The sequence below is a fragment of the Thermococcus sp. M36 genome (genome assembly GCF_012027355.1).
Lineage (GTDB): Archaea > Methanobacteriota_B > Thermococci > Thermococcales > Thermococcaceae > Thermococcus.
Map to the genome: position 1 here is coordinate 80,007 of NZ_SNUH01000002.1, position 17,077 is coordinate 97,083.

The 17,077-nt window shown below is 55.6% G+C and carries 18 protein-coding genes; 12 read left to right on the plus strand and 6 right to left on the minus strand.

What is annotated here, in order from left to right; translation table 11 throughout:
- Positions 1 to 11: 11 nt before the first annotated feature.
- The gene (locus E3E36_RS08185) at positions 12 to 344 is read left to right on the plus strand and encodes a hypothetical protein (protein ID WP_167894963.1); all 333 of its coding nucleotides are present in this window, start codon (positions 12 to 14) and stop codon (positions 342 to 344) included.
- Here the strand turns inward: E3E36_RS08185 and E3E36_RS08190 are convergent.
- Positions 323 to 2,020 (minus strand): hypothetical protein, encoded by a 1,698-nt coding sequence (locus E3E36_RS08190; protein WP_342764398.1) that lies wholly within the window; start codon positions 2,018 to 2,020, stop codon positions 323 to 325. The two genes, E3E36_RS08185 and E3E36_RS08190, sit on opposite strands and share 22 nt — an antisense overlap.
- A 188-nt stretch (positions 2,021 to 2,208) precedes the next feature.
- Between E3E36_RS08190 and E3E36_RS08195 the strand changes: the two genes are divergently transcribed.
- Complete coding sequence (locus tag E3E36_RS08195; RefSeq protein ID WP_167894965.1) at positions 2,209 to 3,192, plus strand: metal ABC transporter solute-binding protein, Zn/Mn family; 984 nt, start codon at positions 2,209 to 2,211, stop codon at positions 3,190 to 3,192.
- 51 nt (positions 3,193 to 3,243) lie between these two features.
- Here E3E36_RS08195 and E3E36_RS08200 read toward each other — a convergent pair whose 3' ends face one another.
- From E3E36_RS08200 to E3E36_RS08215, 4 genes are all read right to left on the minus strand, one after another.
- Entirely contained in the window at positions 3,244 to 4,131 is an 888-nt protein-coding gene (locus tag E3E36_RS08200; protein ID WP_167894966.1) for an ABC transporter permease, read from the minus strand.
- Positions 4,131 to 5,183 (minus strand): ABC transporter permease, encoded by a 1,053-nt coding sequence (locus E3E36_RS08205; protein WP_167894967.1) that lies wholly within the window; start codon positions 5,181 to 5,183, stop codon positions 4,131 to 4,133. The genes E3E36_RS08200 and E3E36_RS08205 overlap by 1 nt, the downstream gene beginning before the upstream one ends.
- Complete coding sequence (locus E3E36_RS08210) at positions 5,164 to 6,702, minus strand: ABC transporter ATP-binding protein (RefSeq protein WP_167894968.1); 1,539 nt, start codon at positions 6,700 to 6,702, stop codon at positions 5,164 to 5,166. The genes E3E36_RS08205 and E3E36_RS08210 overlap by 20 nt, the downstream gene beginning before the upstream one ends.
- Before the next feature lie 64 nt (positions 6,703 to 6,766).
- The gene (locus E3E36_RS08215) at positions 6,767 to 8,005 is read right to left on the minus strand and encodes a BMP family protein (RefSeq protein ID WP_167894969.1); all 1,239 of its coding nucleotides are present in this window, start codon (positions 8,003 to 8,005) and stop codon (positions 6,767 to 6,769) included.
- A 124-nt stretch (positions 8,006 to 8,129) separates the two neighbouring features.
- Here E3E36_RS08215 and E3E36_RS08220 point away from each other — a divergent pair, with 124 nt between their 5' ends.
- Both E3E36_RS08220 and ftsY read left to right on the plus strand, forming a co-directional pair.
- Entirely contained in the window at positions 8,130 to 8,579 is a 450-nt protein-coding gene (locus E3E36_RS08220; RefSeq protein ID WP_167895336.1) for a hypothetical protein, read from the plus strand.
- Positions 8,580 to 8,720: 141 nt separating this feature from the next.
- A complete protein-coding gene (gene ftsY, locus E3E36_RS08225) occupies positions 8,721 to 9,704 on the plus strand; it encodes a signal recognition particle-docking protein FtsY (RefSeq protein WP_167895337.1) in 984 nt (327 codons plus the stop codon).
- Here the strand turns inward: ftsY and surE are convergent.
- Positions 9,701 to 10,483, minus strand: a complete 783-nt coding sequence (gene surE, locus E3E36_RS08230; RefSeq protein WP_167894970.1) for a 5'/3'-nucleotidase SurE — start codon at positions 10,481 to 10,483, stop codon at positions 9,701 to 9,703. The genes ftsY and surE overlap by 4 nt on opposite strands.
- A gap of 61 nt (positions 10,484 to 10,544) precedes the next feature.
- Between surE and E3E36_RS08235 the strand changes: the two genes are divergently transcribed.
- The 8 genes from E3E36_RS08235 (at position 10,545) to E3E36_RS08270 (ending at position 17,054) form a co-directional block, all read left to right on the plus strand.
- Entirely contained in the window at positions 10,545 to 11,519 is a 975-nt protein-coding gene (locus E3E36_RS08235; RefSeq protein ID WP_167894971.1) for an archaeosine biosynthesis radical SAM protein RaSEA, read from the plus strand.
- Between the two features lie 149 nt (positions 11,520 to 11,668).
- The gene (locus E3E36_RS08240; protein ID WP_167895338.1) at positions 11,669 to 11,941 is read left to right on the plus strand and encodes a 2-oxoglutarate ferredoxin oxidoreductase subunit delta; all 273 of its coding nucleotides are present in this window, start codon (positions 11,669 to 11,671) and stop codon (positions 11,939 to 11,941) included.
- 2 nt (positions 11,942 to 11,943) lie between these two features.
- Entirely contained in the window at positions 11,944 to 13,134 is a 1,191-nt protein-coding gene (locus tag E3E36_RS08245) for a 2-oxoacid:acceptor oxidoreductase subunit alpha (protein ID WP_167895339.1), read from the plus strand.
- On the plus strand, positions 13,134 to 13,988 hold the full coding sequence (locus E3E36_RS08250; RefSeq protein WP_167894972.1) for a 2-oxoacid:ferredoxin oxidoreductase subunit beta: 855 nt from the start codon (positions 13,134 to 13,136) through the stop codon (positions 13,986 to 13,988). Before E3E36_RS08245 ends, E3E36_RS08250 begins: the two co-directional genes overlap by 1 nt.
- Before the next feature lie 5 nt (positions 13,989 to 13,993).
- A complete protein-coding gene (locus E3E36_RS08255; protein ID WP_167895340.1) occupies positions 13,994 to 14,506 on the plus strand; it encodes a 2-oxoacid:ferredoxin oxidoreductase subunit gamma in 513 nt (170 codons plus the stop codon).
- Positions 14,503 to 15,651, plus strand: coding sequence for a 2-oxoacid:acceptor oxidoreductase subunit alpha (locus E3E36_RS08260; RefSeq protein ID WP_167894973.1), 1,149 nt, complete (start codon positions 14,503 to 14,505; stop codon positions 15,649 to 15,651). Before E3E36_RS08255 ends, E3E36_RS08260 begins: the two co-directional genes overlap by 4 nt.
- Positions 15,652 to 16,497 carry a 2-oxoacid:ferredoxin oxidoreductase subunit beta gene (locus E3E36_RS08265; RefSeq protein WP_167894974.1) on the plus strand — a complete coding sequence of 282 codons (846 nt, stop codon included), beginning with the start codon at positions 15,652 to 15,654 and terminating at the stop codon, positions 16,495 to 16,497.
- Positions 16,494 to 17,054, plus strand: a complete 561-nt coding sequence (locus tag E3E36_RS08270) for a 2-oxoacid:ferredoxin oxidoreductase subunit gamma (protein WP_167894975.1) — start codon at positions 16,494 to 16,496, stop codon at positions 17,052 to 17,054. Before E3E36_RS08265 ends, E3E36_RS08270 begins: the two co-directional genes overlap by 4 nt.
- Positions 17,055 to 17,077: the final 23 nt, after the last annotated feature.

A 17,077-nucleotide genomic window follows, 5' to 3' on the forward strand; every position in this document is an offset into this window, starting at 1 on the left:
GGAGTGGTAGCTTGGACAGGGAAAAGAAAGTTCAGGAGATCAAAAACCACAGTGTCTATGCGAACGAGATCTACGAGATGCACAGCGAGAGCATAAACGAGGTTCTCGACAACTACGAGGGTCTCAAGCAGGACTACCTGAACGACCACTCACGCGCCAGGATCGTGAGGATAGTCTTTAATGAAGACAACGGCCTTCCCCTAGCGATAGAGTTCAACAGGAAGGACGACAGCTTCAAGGGCTTCACCATAGCGATAGGCAAGCCCCACATAAAGAGCGGTGGGGACGGAAAGGAAAAGAAAAAGGAAGAAAAGGGCTCCCCTCAAGAAGAGGAAAGCGGCTGAACATAGAAGCCCATCTCTATTCCCTTTTCACTCCATATCTCGTAGCTGCTGAGGTAGTAGGTCGGGTTCTGGAAGAGGGAGGTTAGTTTCCTGTTTTCTCCGGCTATCCAGACAATGTAGTTCTCGGGGTTGCTGGGGTTTCTGATGGCCATGATCACGGAAGCCCCGGCGATGTTTCCAAGCTCTCCCATAACTACCGGGTCAGTTTTATTGTCCGTGAGCACAAAGGAAACTATTTGCCAGTCACTGTCTTTTTCCAGAATCCAGTGGCCGTTTTCCGACTTCACAAAACGGAGCGGAAATTCATCCTGTATGCTCACGGCGATTGAATTGGCCACTGGACCGCCGACCAAAACGAGGTTGGAATTTAGGTCTTCGGGGGTAACGTCCACGTCGGCTTTAACTACAACCTCAACCCTCCCGCCCCACTGGGAGTAGAACGTTCTCAGGTTGTCGGCGATTATCTCCGCGGTTTCCATGTCCCTCTCGGTACCGGACGGGTCGGGGTTCAGGGTTCCATAAACCACCACGACTTTGCCGGTTACAGCACCCCTGTCGAATGCCCTTAAGGGTGTCACCGGAACGCGCTCATGATACATGTCCTCCGCCACTTCAGGAGGGACGCTTTCCCTGAGCTCAGCCAACATATCATCCACGTATTCCTCGATTGAGACACCGTTCTTCTGGCTCAGAACCGCATACTTGTCGTATATCCTGAGCATGTCGTCGATCCAGAACTCCCCCCAGCCCTTCTGCATCCACATAGCCAGGGCAGAGTAGTCGGGGTCAACGTTGAGAAGGGCAAAGTCCATCCAGCCGTCCGCGAAACCCTCGTATATCATCATAGTATCCCACCAAAAATGTATGTCGTAGGTGGCTAGGTAGGGCATGTCCCCCTCTATCGTGTCCTCCAGGTAGTGCAGGCTGTAGGTGTCCTCGTAGTACCTGTTCAGTCCCGGAATCGTTGTATCGTGGCCGAGTTCATGGTAAACAAAACTAAGATAGATGAGCTGATCCAATCCGGTGTTGTTTATGTAGTCTTTGTTGAGCGGCAAACCAAACATGGTATCCCTCGCGGTCTTGTAACTCCAGAGAGTTCTCTGTGGATCCCGTCTTACCAGCGGTACCATCCCGCCGGCACCGTATATCTGGGTTCCATTCCCCACCGGGCTAAAGCTGTGTCCGTGTATCGCTACAAGGAAGGGATGCTGAAACTCGAAGCGTACGTTGGAAACGTCAATATAGTTTCTCATAAAGTCATCAGGAGGGAGTTGCTCAAGGGCACCTTTGTAGACATTTATATCCTCCGCATAGTAATCCTCATGCTGCCTATAGAACTCCATAAAGTTGCTTTTCTTTGCGAAATCCCTGAGAACCCCAAGGTACTCCGAAGTCCAGGGGTCGTAGAACCCTGCCCACTGCTGAAGCTCCGGAGGCCCAGTACACTGGAGCAGATCCGCCTCAAGATAGTAAAGCATACGATCCCGGTCGGAGATGCTGGTGGCGTTCTGAAGATGCTCCCTCAGCATTGTAACGGCCCGGTGGTTTCGGTAGGGCCCAAACCATACATCAACTTCGTCCAGATAATCTCCCCGATGGATGACGAAGGGATCGTCCCTGCCGAAGGCCAGGTAATATACAACGCTCAGTAGTTCTGAGTTCGGGCTAATTCCCACAGACACGCCCGGTGTTATTTCATATGCTGAGGAAGGTACGGCCGATGCTGCCACAACAAGAGCAATTATTAACATAACCAGTCGCTTCATGACGACATCCCGTGGTATTTAATGAACACATCTTTTAAGTGTTTTGGTGCCAGCAGGTTTAAAACCCGTGAGGGGGAACAGAATTCGGGTGACCGAAAATGAAGGCGAGGGTATTTATCCCCCTCATGCTGTTCCTTGGAGCGCTCATGCCGCTGATGGGGGCCTCGGGGGAAAAGCCTCTGGTGGTGACAACGATAGCACCGCTGGAGGGAATAGTGAGCGACGCCTTCGGGGATTCGGTTGAGGTGGTCTACCTGATACCCCCGGGTGCAGACCCTCACGAGTACCAGCTCACAGCGAGCCAGATAGAGCTCCTCCGGAGGGCGGACGTGATAGTAACAACGGGCGGCCACCTGCCGGTTGAGAAAAGGATAGCGGAGCTGAAGAAAGAAGGCACGATAACAGGGGAGGTTCTCTTCCTCGAAGACTACCGGGAAAACGGCTTCCGCTACCTTGGGGAGCACTGGTACAACGATAAGGACAACCCCCACGGGATATGGCTCGACCCCAAGAATGCGCTGGCGATGGCAAAGGCAACTGAAAAGGCGCTTGAAAGGGAGGATCCATTAAGGGCCGAGCTCTACGCGATGGAGTACAGGAGCTTCGAGGAGAGGGTGAAGGCGATAGTTGACTCCTACCGGGCCCTTATGGAGGAGAACAGGAGCGCCGTGATTCAGACCCCTGCGAACCAGTACGCGGTCGAGTGGCTCGGGATAAGGGCGGTAGCGTCTATAAAACCCGAGGAAGAGGTGCCGGCGATAGGGATCGACGACCTCGTCTCAACTGCGGAAAATGCGGACATGATCGTTTACGCCACCGACAGCCCAGGCCAGCTAAAGGATGCCGCGAGAGAGCTGGCGTTGAAGAGCGGAAAACCCCTGGCGGAGATAACAGTCTTCTGGGGCGGCAGGCCGTACACAGAGATCCTCATTGAGAACAGCGCGGCCGTTGTAAAAGCCCTAAGCGGAAAAACCCCTACTGAAAAGCCCGGAGCCACAACGGACGCGACAAGGTATGCCCTGGTATCCCTTGTGGTGGGGGTTGTCCTCGGGACAGCTTTGGGCGTGGTACTGAAGAAGTGAACTTTTTCCTCTTCACTCCGACCTGACAAAAACAGAATGGAGAAGAGGGAGTCACTCCCTCTTGTAGGGCCTTCCGTCCCACTTCGGCGGCCTAGCCTTGCCAATGATTCCTGCCACGATGATAAGGGTCATTATGTAGGGCAGCATCAGGATGAACTGCCCGGGTATTATGTGGAGCGGTGCGAGCCACGCCGCCAGTGCGTCGAAGAAGCCGAAGAGCCAGCCGCCGAGGAGGGCAACAAGGGGGTTCCAGCCGCTGAAGACCATGTTGGCGAGTGCTATGAATCCCCTGCCGGCGGACATCGTTTTCTGAACAACTCCGAGCCAGGCGACGCTCATGTACGCCCCTCCGAGGCCCGCCAGCGCGTGGCCGTAGACCGCTGACCAGAACCTGTACTTCTCGACGTTTATACCGAGGGCGTCAGCCGCCTCAGGGTTCTCACCGACCGACCTAACGCGCAGTCCAAGGGGTGTCTTGAAGAGCACCCACCACGTGATGATCGCTATCGCTATGGTCACGAACACCATGGGGCTTATCTTGCCGTACTTGGTGTTCCAGCTCCAGAGCGTAACGGCGACCTGGTGCTGGCCGGCGGTTCCCCAGTAGGCGAGGATACCGAAGGGGACGACACCCATAGCCAGCAGGTTGATGCCTATACCCGGTATGATGTGGTCGCCCTTGAGGTACACCGTGAGGACTCCATGGAGGATTCCGAAGATGATGCCCGTGGCTATGCCGCCAACAAGCCCCATGATGCCGCTGCCGGTCACTTCCGCGGCTATTGCGCCAAAGAACGCACTCATGAGGAGGACTCCCTCATAGCCAATGCTGACCACACCTGCCCTCTCACTCCAGACGGCACCGACGCTCGTGAGCACTATGGGCACCATGGCCATGAGGGAGGTTATGAGTATGGATATAACCGACCCAAGGTCCATCAGGCCTCCCCCCTCGCGAGAGCCTTCTTAATCATGTCGTAGAGTCCAGGAATGGCAACGGTTATGACAATGATACCCTGTATGACCTTGATAATCTCAAGGGGTACCTGCGCGCCGATCTGCATCAGCGGGGTACCTGCGCGGAGCATTCCGAAGAATATCGCGGCGAAGATTATGCCCAGCGGGTGGTTCCTGCCGACGAGGGCGACGCCTATTCCATCGAAACCCAGGCCGTAGACGTTGGCCATTCCCTGGCTTATGGCGTATGTTGGCGGCTCACCCATGATCTTCATGGCGCCACCAAGGCCGCTCATGATTCCGCCTATAACAAAGGACCATATTATTGCCTTGTTCGGGTTAACACCGCCGTACCTGGCGGCCCTCGGGTTGATGCCGCTTGCCCTCATGCCAAACCCGAAGACCGTGTGCCAGAGGAGGTAGTACGTGAGGATTGAGGCAATGACCGCAATTATGAAGGCTATTGAGAGGTCAGTGTTCCCTATCAGGGGGAGCCTGGCACTTTCGGGGATCCTTATGGTCTTGTTGGGGTCGTTGGGGTTGGCGTACGGGCCGACGACGAGCCAGAGGACAAAGAACCACGCTATCCAGTTGAGCATGATGGTGGATATAACCTCGTGGACACCGCGGTAGACCTTAAGGAAGGCCGCAGGGAGGCTCCAGAGCGCACCGAGGAGCATGCCCATGGCGAGACCGAACCACATGTTGCCCCATATGTTGGTGAAGATGACGGCCGCTATCGCACCGAAGTAGAAGGAACCCTCCGCACCGATGTTGAAGATTCCAGTCCTGGCGCTTATGGCAAACGTGAGTGCCGTGAGCATTATCGGGGTGGAGTACGCGAGGGTGCTGGCTATACCGTTGGTTGAGCCGAGAGCGCCCTTGAAGAGCCAGTAGTACGTCTCTACAGGACTGTATCCGAAGGCCAGGAGCACTATGGCCCCCAGGAGGAAGCCGACGAAGATGGCTATGAGACTCTCGATGAGAGCTTTGAAGTTGAAGAACTTAAGGGCATCACTTTTTGAGCTCTTCATAGCGTATTCCCCCCATCATCATTCCTATCTCCTCTGTGGTGACCTCCTCGGGCTTGACAACTCCCATGAACTCGCCCTCGTAGATTATTCCCATCCTGTCGCTGAGCTGGATGACCTCATCAAGGTCTGCCGAGACAAGGAGAACGGCCTTGCCCTCGTTCCTGAGCTTCACGAGGTAGTTGCGGATGTACTCGGTGGAGGCCACGTCAACACCACGCGTCGGCTGGGATGCTATTATAAGGACAGGCTGTTTGCTGACCTCTCTGGCAACGATGAGCTTCTGCTGGTTTCCACCGCTGAGGCTCTTGACCGGGGCGTCCACTCCGGGAGCGGATATCTCGAACTGCTCGATGAGCTTCATCGTGTGCTTCTTGGCCTTGCCCCAGTCTATGGCACCCTTCCAGCGCTGGAACTCCTTCCTCCACTGCAGGCCGAGGATCGCGTTCTCGGTAACGGTCATGTCGAGCACAAGTCCCATGTGGGTCCTGTCCTCCGGGATGTGGGCCATTCCAGCATCATAAAGTTTCTTGGGAGATCTGCCGGTAATATCCTGCCCGTTGAGGAGAACACTTCCCTTTTCGGGCTTTCTAAGGCCGGTTATGGCCTCGATAAGCTCCGTCTGGCCGTTGCCCTCGACCCCGGCTATTCCAAATATTTCGCCGGCCCTCACCTCAAAGGACAGGCCTTTAACAGCATCCTCTCCCCTGTCGCCCTTGACCCAGAGGTTCTTGATCTCAAGTATCGGCTTTCCGGGTTCTTTCGGCGGCTTCTGGATCCTGAGAACGACGTCCCTGCCGACCATCATCCTCGCGAGGAGCTGGGGAGTGGCCTCGCTGGTCTTGACGGTTCCTATCACCTCACCCTTCCGGATAACGGTAACCCTGTCCGTCAGCTCCATGACCTCGTTGAGTTTGTGGCTGATGAAGATTATAGTTTTACCTTCAGCCTTGAGCTTTTTGAGGACGGCAAACAGCTCTTCGACTTCTATCGGGGTGAGAACCGCCGTCGGCTCGTCGAGGATCAGCACGTCAACGTCCCTAAAGAGCATCTTGAGTATCTCGATCCTCTGCTGGACACCAACGGGGAGCTCCTCAACGGGCACGTCGAGGGGCACCTTAAAGTTAAGGTCCTCCATAAGCTCCTGGAGCTTCTTTCTCGCCCTACCAACATCTATCTTCGAAAACAGCCCGTGCCCCTCCATACCGAGGATTATGTTGTGGAGAGCGTCAAAAACCTCAACGAGAGTAAAGTGCTGGTGAACCATACCGATGCCGTTTGCGAGAGCATCGGCCGGGCTCTTAAAGCGGGTCTCCTTACCGCGGATGTAGATTTTACCCGCGGTTGGGTGGAGCATCCCAAAGAGAATCTTCATGAGGGTCGTCTTGCCCGCGCCGTTCTCACCGAGGAGGCCGAGAATCTCACCCTTATATACCGTGAGGTCAACACCCTTCAGGGCCCTTGTGCCGTCTGGATAGACCTTCACGATGCCTTTCATTTCCAGTATTGGAGTCTCTTCCATGCAAGCACCCCCGATGATGAGATTCAAGAACCGCACAAAATTATAATAAAAGGGACGGAGAAGATCACTCGGCGAGCTGCATCATTTCCTGCCAGGTCTTGGCGCTCCTGATGGCCTCAATCTCGTCCTTGTTGAAGGCCTTCGGAACCTTGATCTCGCCGCTGGTTATCTTCTGCTTGAGCTCGTCGACGGCCTGCCAGATCCAGTCCGGAACCTGCTTCCTGGTGTCCTCAAGGTACTTCCTGAGCTCGTCCTTGCTGGTGAATCCGAGCTCCTTAAGCTTCTGCTGCTGGGTGTCCTCGGGGAGGGAGTCAAACATGGCCATGACGTCGTCAACGGTGCTGACGCCGACACCGTTCTCCTTGAGGCCGAGCTCGACAACACCTCCCTTGAAGTTGCCCTCGACGGCGTCCTTGACGGCGGTGTAGACACCAACGTCAACGCGCTTCATCATGCTAGCGATGATCGCTCCAGGCTTGATCCAGTCCTGGGCGGAGTCAACACCGACGGCGAAAGGCGGGCCCATCTTCTGGTTGTGGGCCTGGAGGTACTCGCTGATGGCGTTGAAGACACCGACACCGGTTCCGCCGGCGACCTGGTAGATGACCCAGGCGCCCTGGTCAAGCTGGGCCTTGGCGGCCTGGTAGCCCTTGGCCGGATCGGTGAAGGTTCCAGTGTACTGGTAGAGGACGTCTATGTTAACGTCCTTTCCGGTCTTCTGCTTGTAGTAGTCCTCGGCCCAGGCGACACCAAAGCGGTAGCCGCCCTCGAACTTGTAGAGAACCGGTATCTCCATTCCAAGGACGATTCCAACCTTGTCCTTGCCGCTGTCAGCGGCAATGAGGGCCGCAAGAGCGCCTATGAGCGCGGAACCCTCGTTCTCCTTGAAGAGTATCATCATGACGTTGTCCGGCATGTCCGGGTCAAAGCCGTCAATGATCGCGAAGTGCTGGTTCGGGTACTCCGAGGCGACCTTCTTGACGGCATCGGTCATCATGAAACCGACCGCGATTATAACGAGGTAGTCGCCCTGCTGGGCGAGGGTCTCAAGGTTCTTGACGTAGTCATCCTCGGTGTTGCTCTGGAGCTCAACGAGCTCGAGGTTGAAGTCCTCAGCGGCCTTTTTGGCACCTATGTAAGCCATGTCGTTGAAGCTCAGGTCACCCCTACCACCAACATCGTAGACGATGGCAATCTTGCCCTTGGTCTGGGTGGTGGTCTCCCCACCGTTGCTTATACAGCCGCTGGCCACGACGCTTATGGCTAGGAGGCCGATTAAAAACAGGCTTAACCACTTCCTCATCTGAAACCCTCCGCGAGTTTTGCAGATGTATATGGGAGGTGGAAATATATACTTTGCGGTGTTCCCAGAACCGAAAATATGGGAAAGAATTTTAACCTGCGAGTAAAAGTTCTTTGTGATGAGCATGTTAAAGGAAATCGCCAAACTGCACTCAGGAGCAGTTTTAATAACCGGAGACGGGAAGAGGATTGCCAGAATATACCTCAATGCATGGGGAAAGGCGGGCAGGAGCATACTTGCGGAGTACCTGCCGTTTCAGGTTAACGGCGACGTTTACATAGGGGCCCCCTTCGAAAGCGATGACTTCGATGTCTACCTGATAGTCAACCCGCTCTCTCGGCCGAAGCCCGAGAGGGTGATGCTCCGCCGCTGGCTGGGGGAACACAAGGACAAGCTCATCCTTCTCTACGAGCACAAGTACGTTAAGGACTCAATAACCCGCTATAAGATCAGAGAATTCATTGATTACCTAATCGCGTACAAGAGGGAGACCGTGGGCTTCGAGAGGGTTGACGTGATGCGCCTTGAGAGCGGGAAGGTGGTGGAGAGCAGGACTTATGTCAGGAGGTACTAAAAGGACTTATAAATCTCCACGATGATTCAGTCCGCCCGATGACGAACGGTTTCGGGTCTGAGCTGTGATGACACCAGCTATCGCCGAGGGCGTTCATAACTATTATATAGGAAGTAGCCTCCCGCTAATCAGGTGGTGGAGATGTTTGGAAAACTCAGGGAAAAGCTCAAAAAGTTCACAAAGACCGTTGAGGAGAAGATAGAGGAAGAGGAAAAGGTCCTCGAAAAGAAAGCTCCCGAAGAAAAGAAAGGATTCATTGAAAAGCTTCTCCAGGTGGAGATAAAGGATAAGGACGTTGAGGATGCCCTTGATGAGCTGGAGCTGGAACTGCTTGAGGCCGATGTGGCACTGGAGACCGTTGAAGCCCTCAGAGAGAAAATAAAAGAGAAGCTCGTTGGCAGGAAAGTCCGCATAGGCACAAACAAGGAGAAGATCATTGAAGATGCCCTCCGCGAGGCAATACTCGAAATTCTAACACCCGAAAGGAGGATAGACCTCATAGAGACCATAAAGTCCAAGGAGGAGAAGCCCTTCATAATAGTCTTCGTCGGTTTCAACGGCTCCGGAAAGACGACCACTATAGCCAAGCTCGCCCACTGGCTCAAGAAGAACGGGCTTTCAGTTGTCATAGCAGCGAGCGATACCTTCAGAGCCGGGGCGATTGAGCAGGTTGAGGAGCACGCAAGGCGCGTCGGTGTTAAGGTGATAAAGCACTCCTACGGTGCCGACCCCGCGGCTGTCGCCTACGACGCGATCCAGCACGCGAAGGCGAGGGGAATAGACGTCGTCCTCATCGACACCGCCGGAAGGAACGAACTGAACAGAAACCTCATGGACGAGATGAGGAAGATAGTCCGTGTCACCGAGCCGGATTTGGTGATCTTCGTCGGTGACAGTCTTGCCGGAAACTCGGTTGTCGAGCAGGCCAAGCAGTTCAACGGGGCTGTAAAGATAGACGGCGTGGTACTCACCAAGCTCGATGCCGACGCACGCGGCGGTGCAGCTCTGAGCATAAGCCACGCGATAGGCGCGCCGATACTCTTCGTTGGTGTCGGTCAGGGCTACGACGATCTCAAGCCCTTTGACGAGAGGTGGTTCGTGGAGAGGATTTTCGGGGAGGCTTAGTCCCCACTTATTAACACCCTTTTTATTTCCTCGAAGTCAACCCCTGCTGTCATATCTATGTTTATCGGCGTCACGCTGACCTTTCTCTCGACTTTGAGTGCATAAGCGTCCGTCCCGGGCTCGAACTCGGTCGTCTTCCTTCCAACTATCCAGTAGTACGAGTGCCCTCTGGGGTCAACGCGCTCCTCGATGGTGGGGTTGTAGCGTTTCCTGGCAAGCCTGGTTACTGCAATCTCGGTTTCAGGCGTCGCGCTTCCTGGCACGTTCACGTTCAGCATATCCACCCCATCGGGAAGGCCTCTTATCAGGACGCTCCCGGCGATTTTCCTGAGAAAATGCACAGAGGCAGAGAAGTCTACTCCCTCACCCTCGCTGAGGGTCTTCTTCCAGTCCACCTCCTGGCTTATCGCTATGGCGGGAATCCTATGGGTCGCGGCTTCAATGGCGGCCGATGCGGTTCCAGAAACTGTTATCTCGGTGCTGAGGTTCTCACCGAGGTTTATTCCGCTGACTGCCAGGTCGAACTTCTCGAAGCGCGCGAGGGCGAAGATGACGCAGTCTGTCGGCGTTCCATCAATCCCATAAGCTACCTTTGCCCCTGGAACGTTTACAAGCTTCGCCCTTATCGGCCTGTGGAGCGTCATAGCACGGCCACTAGCGCTCCTCTGGAAGAGCGGCGCGACAACGTAGACCTCGCCGAGCTCGCTGAGGGCTTTCACAGCGGCCCTTATCCCATTGGAGTAGATGCCATCGTCGTTGGTGAGGAGTATCTTTGGCATGTAAAAAACTCGACCTCACCTTTAAAAACCCTAACCACCAGCGGGGTTCAGGTGAGAAATTATGAGCTACTGGACGAGCGAGGACAACGTGGCCGGAAAACCTGGAACGGCCCTTTTCATCATCCTGCCTACGGTGGGCTGCTACCGCTTTAGAATAGAGCAGGCGTGCTACATGTGCGCCTACCCCACGGCGGCCCCGAAGGTAAAATGGAGCCAGGAGGCAATAGTGGACTATGTGAGAGAGGCTCTCAGGAAGATTGAGGGTAAAAAAGGGCCCTTTGCGGTCAGGATGTTCACTTCAGGCTCATTCCTTGACAACGGTGAGCTTAAGCCCGAGACGAGGAAGAAAATCTTTGAAATCCTCGCGGGGATCGATGAGGTCGAGGAGATAGTCATCGAGAGCAGGAGCGAGCTCGTTCGCTACGACGCGGTTAAGGAGTTGGCCGAAATAGTCCCTGGCAAGCACTTCGAGGTGGCGATAGGGCTGGAAACAGCGAACGACGACGTTGCCGATGTTTCGATAAACAAAGGGAACACCTTCGCCGATTTCGTGAAGGCCGCAGAGGCGACCCACGAGGCAGGGGCAAAGGTGAAGACCTACCTCCTCCTCAAGCCGATCTTTCTGAGCGAGCGTGATGGGATGGAGGACGCCAAGGAGAGTGTAATTAAGGCCGAACCCTACACGGACACCTTCTCCATCAACATAACCGATATTCAAAAGGGCACGCTCTATGAGCGCCTGTGGGAGAAGAAGGAGTACCGCCCACCGTGGCTCTGGAGCGCGGTGGAACTGCTTATCTGGGCCAAAAGAAAGTTCCCGAACAAGAGGATCCTCAGCGACCCGGTTGGCGCTGGATCCAAGCGCGGCCCCCACAACTGCCTGACCGACTACGACAGAACCATAGGCAGGGCGATAAAGAAGTTCTCGGCCACCCAGGAGCTGAGCCACATCGAGAACCTTAAACCGGAGTGCCGCGAGAGGTGGGAGTATATTGTCGAGAACAACCTGCTCGACTGGCAGCTGATCACATGGTGAAGTTATTTCGTTTTTGTTCGCTTCACGGCCCTTTATTTTCTGCAGTACCTTCCTGAATCCGGAGTTCTTTGATGTCCACCAATGGGCATCCACGAAACCTTTAAATGTTGACAAACGTAAACGGGGTTAGCAAATCGCGGGTGATGATTATGGCAGATGTCGAAGGGAAGACCGTCATCGTGAAGGGGGGCTACCTCGTAAGTGGCAAAGCCGAGGGCGTTGTTGAAATCGATGTTGACACTTTTCTCTGCAAGGGCTGTGGAATCTGCCTTGAGATGTGTCCCAGAAAGGTGTTTGAGTGGAGCAAAGAGCTGAGCGAGAAGGGCGTTCATTATCCGGTTCCGGTTCACGCGGATAAATGCGTTAAGTGCAAGCTGTGTGAGCTGCTCTGTCCGGACTTTGCTATTGCAGTTAGGTGGTGATTATGATAATCCGGGGAGACGAGCCTGAACAGGTCAGGCTCATTAGAAAGCTCTACAAACCGGGCAACTACTTCATGCAGGGCAACGAGGCAGTCGCCTACGGGGCTATCTTTGCGGGATGCAGGTTTTACGCCGGCTACCCGATAACCCCGTCGAGCGAGATAGCCGAAACGATGGCTAGGGAGCTTCCAAAGCTCGGCGGCTACTATCTGCAGATGGAGGACGAGATTGGGAGCATAGCGGCAATGGTCGGCGCCTCCTGGACGGGCTTCAAGGTGATGACGGCAACTGCCGGCCCAGGTTTCAGCCTCATGCAGGAGAACCTCGGCTACGCTGTGATGACCGAGACTCCCCTCGTCCTTGTCGATGTCCAGAGGAGCGGGCCGAGCACGGGGCAGGCGACGAAGGGGGCGCAGGGCGACTTCTTTCAGGCAAGATGGGGGACGCACGGAGACCACCCGATAATAGCGGTTTCTCCGACGAGCGGGCAAGATGCATTCTGGGAGACGATTAGGGCGTTCAACATAGCTGAGAAGCTGAGAACACCGGTCGTGGTTCTCTTCGACGGTGTTCTGGCCCACACGAGGGAGCAGATAAGGATCCCGGACATCGAGGAGGTAGAGATAGCCTACCGCAAGCTTCCCCAGAACGAGGAAGAGGCAAAGCTTCCCTTTGGAGACCCACACGGCGACGGCGTTCCGCCGATGCCGCTCTTCGGCCATGGTTACTTCACCCACGTTACCGGTTCAACACACAAGGAGAACGGGCTTAGAGACGTCTATACCCCCGAGGTTCACGACAGGCTCGTGAGAAGGATTCACCGGAAGATTGAGCAAAACCGTGAGGTTTACGAAAAGTACGAGGAGCACTTCACTGAAGATGCTGAAATCCTCGTTGTCAGCTGGGGCGTAACGGCAAGACCTGCCCTCGGAGCGGTTCTCAAGGCCAGGAAAGAGGGAATAAACGTCGGCCTCTTCGTACCAAAGACCGTTCACCCGTTCCCCTCAGAGAGGATGCGCGAGCTGGCGAAAAAGGCAAGGGCAATACTCGTCGCCGAGATGAACCTCGGCCAGATGATAATAGAGGTCGAGCGCTACGTTAACGACGACGTTCTTCTCAGGGGGGTGAACAGGATAGGCGGCGTGCCTCTAACGGTTGAGGAAATCCTGCGCGAGATAAGGGGTGTTGCATGATGGCCAAGAAGATTTACTCCACCTACCCGATGGTCAAATACCTCCGCAAGGAGGCTCTGCCAACCGCCCTCTGCCCCGGTTGCGGTGGGGGTACCGTTCTCAACGCCTTTGCAAATGCAGTTGACCAGCTTAAGATAGACCCGAAGGATTTGGTCGTCGTGAGCGGAATAGGCTGCTCCGCCTGGATAGCCTCACCCTACTTCTTAGCGGACACGCTCCACACGACCCACGGAAGGGCGATAGCCTTCGCCACCGGTGTCAAGGTCGGCCTTCCGGACAAGAAGGTCGTCGTCATAAGCGGCGACGGCGACCTGGCGAGCATAGGCGGCAACCACCTGCTCCACGCTGCGAGGAGGAACATCGACATAACGGTCATCCTCGTTAACAACTTCATCTACGGAATGACGGGTGGACAGGTGGCTCCCACAACGCCCTTCGGGGCGAAGACCACCACCAGCCCCTACAGAAACATCGAACACCCGCTCCAGATAAGCGAGACGGTCGCCGCCGCTGGAGCCAGCTACGTGGCGCGCTGGACAACTGCCCACGTCTACCAGCTCATCGAGAGCATCAAGAAGGCTCTTCAGGTGAAGGGCTTCTCGCTCGTCGAGGTAATCTCTCAGTGTCCCGTCCAGTTCGGAAGGAGGAACCGGATGAAGGAGCCGGCAGAGATGCTCCGCTGGTTCCTCAAGAACAGCGTCCCCGTGAGCAAAGCTAAGAAGATGTCCCCGGAAGAACTTGAGGGCAAGTTCATCATCGGCGAGATAATCAACAGACAGAGGCCCGAGTTCACCGAAGAGCTGAACAAGCTTATTGATGAAGTCCAGGAGCACTTCGGCCTTAAGGGGGAGTGATGGTTATGCAGATAAGGTTTGCAGGCATAGGCGGCCAGGGTGTTGTCCTGGCCGGTGTCATCCTCGGGGAGGCGGCCGCAATAGAGGGGCTGAACGTCCTCCAGACCCAGGACTACAGCTCAGCCAGCAGGGGCGGCCACTCGATAGCGGATGTCATAATCTCGAAGGAGCCGATTTACGATGTGATAGTCACCAAAGCCGACGTCCTGGTTGCCCTCGCCCAGCTCGGATACAACACCGTCAAGAATGAGCTGAAAAAGAACGGCCTGCTCATCATAGACACAGACCTTGTCAAGCCCGATGGGGATTACATCGGTGCACCCTTTACTCGGCTCGCCGAGGAGAGCACGGGGCTTGCCCTGACCGTTAACATGGTGGCCCTCGGCTACCTCGTGGCCAGGACTGGAGTGGTTAAGAAAGAGAGCGTTGAGGAGGCAATCAGGAGGCGCGTTCCGAAGGGAACCGAGGAGATAAACATCAAGGCGTTCACCGTTGGGTATGAGGAGGGGTTGAAATGAGATACCCGTTTCCTGTTGGAAAGTCAGACTTCATTCAGGGTGACGAAGCGATAGCGAGGGCGGCGATTCTGGCCGGCTGCAGGTTTTACGCTGGCTACCCGATAACCCCTGCGAGCGAGATATTCGAGGCGATGGCGCTCTACATGCCACTCGTTGATGGGGTAAGCATACAGATGGAGGATGAATTGGCGAGCATGGCGGCCATTATAGGCGCCTCCTGGGCCGGTGCAAAGGCCATGACGGCTACCTCCGGCCCGGGTTTCAGCCTCATGATGGAGAACCTTGGCTACGCGATAATGACCGAGACGCCGGTTGTTGTCGTTGACGTTCAGAGGAGCGGTCCATCAACCGGCCAGCCGACCCTCGCCGCCCAGGGCGACATAATGCAGGCCATCTGGGGCACCCACGGAGATCACAGTCTTATCGTCCTGAGCCCATCCACCGTCCAGGAGGCCTTCGACTTCACGATCAAGGCATTCAACCTGGCCGAGAAGTACAGAACCCCCGTGATCCTTCTCACCGACGCGGAGATAGCCCACATGCGCGAGCGCGTTTACATTCCAAAGCCGGATGAAATAGAGCTGGTCGAGAGGAAGCTCCCGGCCAATGAGGAAGAGGCCAAGCTCCCCTTCGGCGACCCGCACGGCGATGGAGTGCCGCCGATGCCGATATTCGGGAAGGGCTACCGCACCTACGTCACCGGCCTCACCCACGACGAGCGTGGAAGGCCGAAGACCGTTGATGCCGAGGTTCACGAGAAGCTGATAAAGAGGATAATTGGAAAGATAGAGAACAACAAGCACGACATCATAACCTACGACGCCTTCGAGCTGGAAGATGCAGAGATAGCGGTAATAAGCACCGGCATCGTTTCCCGCTCCGCGGTAAGGGCCGTCAAGATTCTCCGCGAGAAGGGCGTTAAAGCCGGCCTGCTGAAGCTCAACACCATCTGGCCCTTCGACTTCGATATGATTGAAGAGCTTGCGGAGCAAGTGAAGAAGATATACGTCCCGGAGATGAACCTCGGACAGCTCTACCATCTCGTCAAGGAAGGAGCGAACGGAAAGGCAGAGGTTGAACTCATACCCAAGATAGGCGGCGAGGTTCACACTCCGATGGAGATAGTCGAGAGGGTGGTGGGCTGAATGTACCTGAAGTCAGCTTACGATATTCGCGATAAGTACCTGAGAAAGGACATGCTGCCGACGATATTCTGCCCCGGCTGTGGGATAGGCTCCGCTCTGCAGTACACGCTCCGCGCGATAGACGACCTCGGCCTCAACCCTGACGAGATAGTCTGGGTCAGCGGTATAGGATGTTCCTCCCGCGTTCCGGGATTCGTCAACTTCGATGGCCTACACACGACCCACGGAAGGGCACTTGCCTTCGCAACCGGCATAAAGCTCGCAAACCCAAACCTCAAGATAATCGCATTCATGGGCGACGGCGACGCTGCTGCAATAGGCGGGAACCACTTCATCCACGCCATCAGGAGAAATCTCGACGTTACGGTGATACTCATCAACAATTTCACCTACGGAATGACCGGCGGGCAGGTCGCACCGACCGCGCTGAAGGGGCTGAAAGGCACCACCGCGCCTTACGGCCAGTTCGAGAACCCCTTTGACATAGCGGATCTCGCCGTCTCTGCTGGAGCCAATTACGTCGCCCGCTGGAGCGTCTTCAACTACCTCCAGGGAATCAACAGCATCAAAAAGGCACTCCAGAAAGAAGGCTTCACCCTCGTCGAGTTCCTGAGCCCGTGCCCAATAAGCTTCGGAAGGAGGAACAGGATGAAGACTGCCCCCGAGCTTCTCCGCTGGTATCAGAAGATAACCGTTCCCCTCTCCAAGGCCAAGAAGATGTCTCCAGAGGAGCTTGAGGGCAAGATAGTCATCGGCGAGTTCGCCGACAGGGACAGGCCGGGTCTCGTTAGGGAGTACGAGGAATACAAGAAGAGGGCCAAGAGGATGATGGGGTGGGAAGAATGAGGAAGGAAATCCTCTTCAGCGGTTTCGGCGGCCAGGGAGTTATCCTGGCGAGTGTTATCCTTGGAAGGGCGGCTGCCGTCTACGAAAACCTCTACGCCGTGCAGACTCAGGCCTATGGCCCGGAGTCGAGGGGCGGTGCCAGCAAGGCCGAGGTGGTCATCAGCGACGAGCCGATAGACTACCCCAAGACCCTCCAGCCGGACTGTGCGGTCTTCTTCTCCCAGGAGGCGTACAACAAGTACCTCCACACCGTGAAGGAGGGCGCCAAGATAATCGTCGAGGAGGAGCTCGTGCCCCACCGCGACATTGAGTTTGAGAAAAAGCTCGAAGTCATCTCTCTACCGCTCACGGAGATAGCGGAGGAGACCACCGGCCTGAGCCTCACCATGAACATCCTGACCCTCGGGATACTTACCGCATGGACCGGGGTAGTGGGAAGGGAGGCCATAGAGAAGGCCGTCCTCGACGCGGTTCCGAAAGGCACGGAGGAGATAAACCTCAGGGCGCTCCACAAAGGCTTTGAGCTCGGCGAGAAAGCCAAAAAAGGCGAGCTCTGAGTTCGTCTATTTTTCTCCCATTT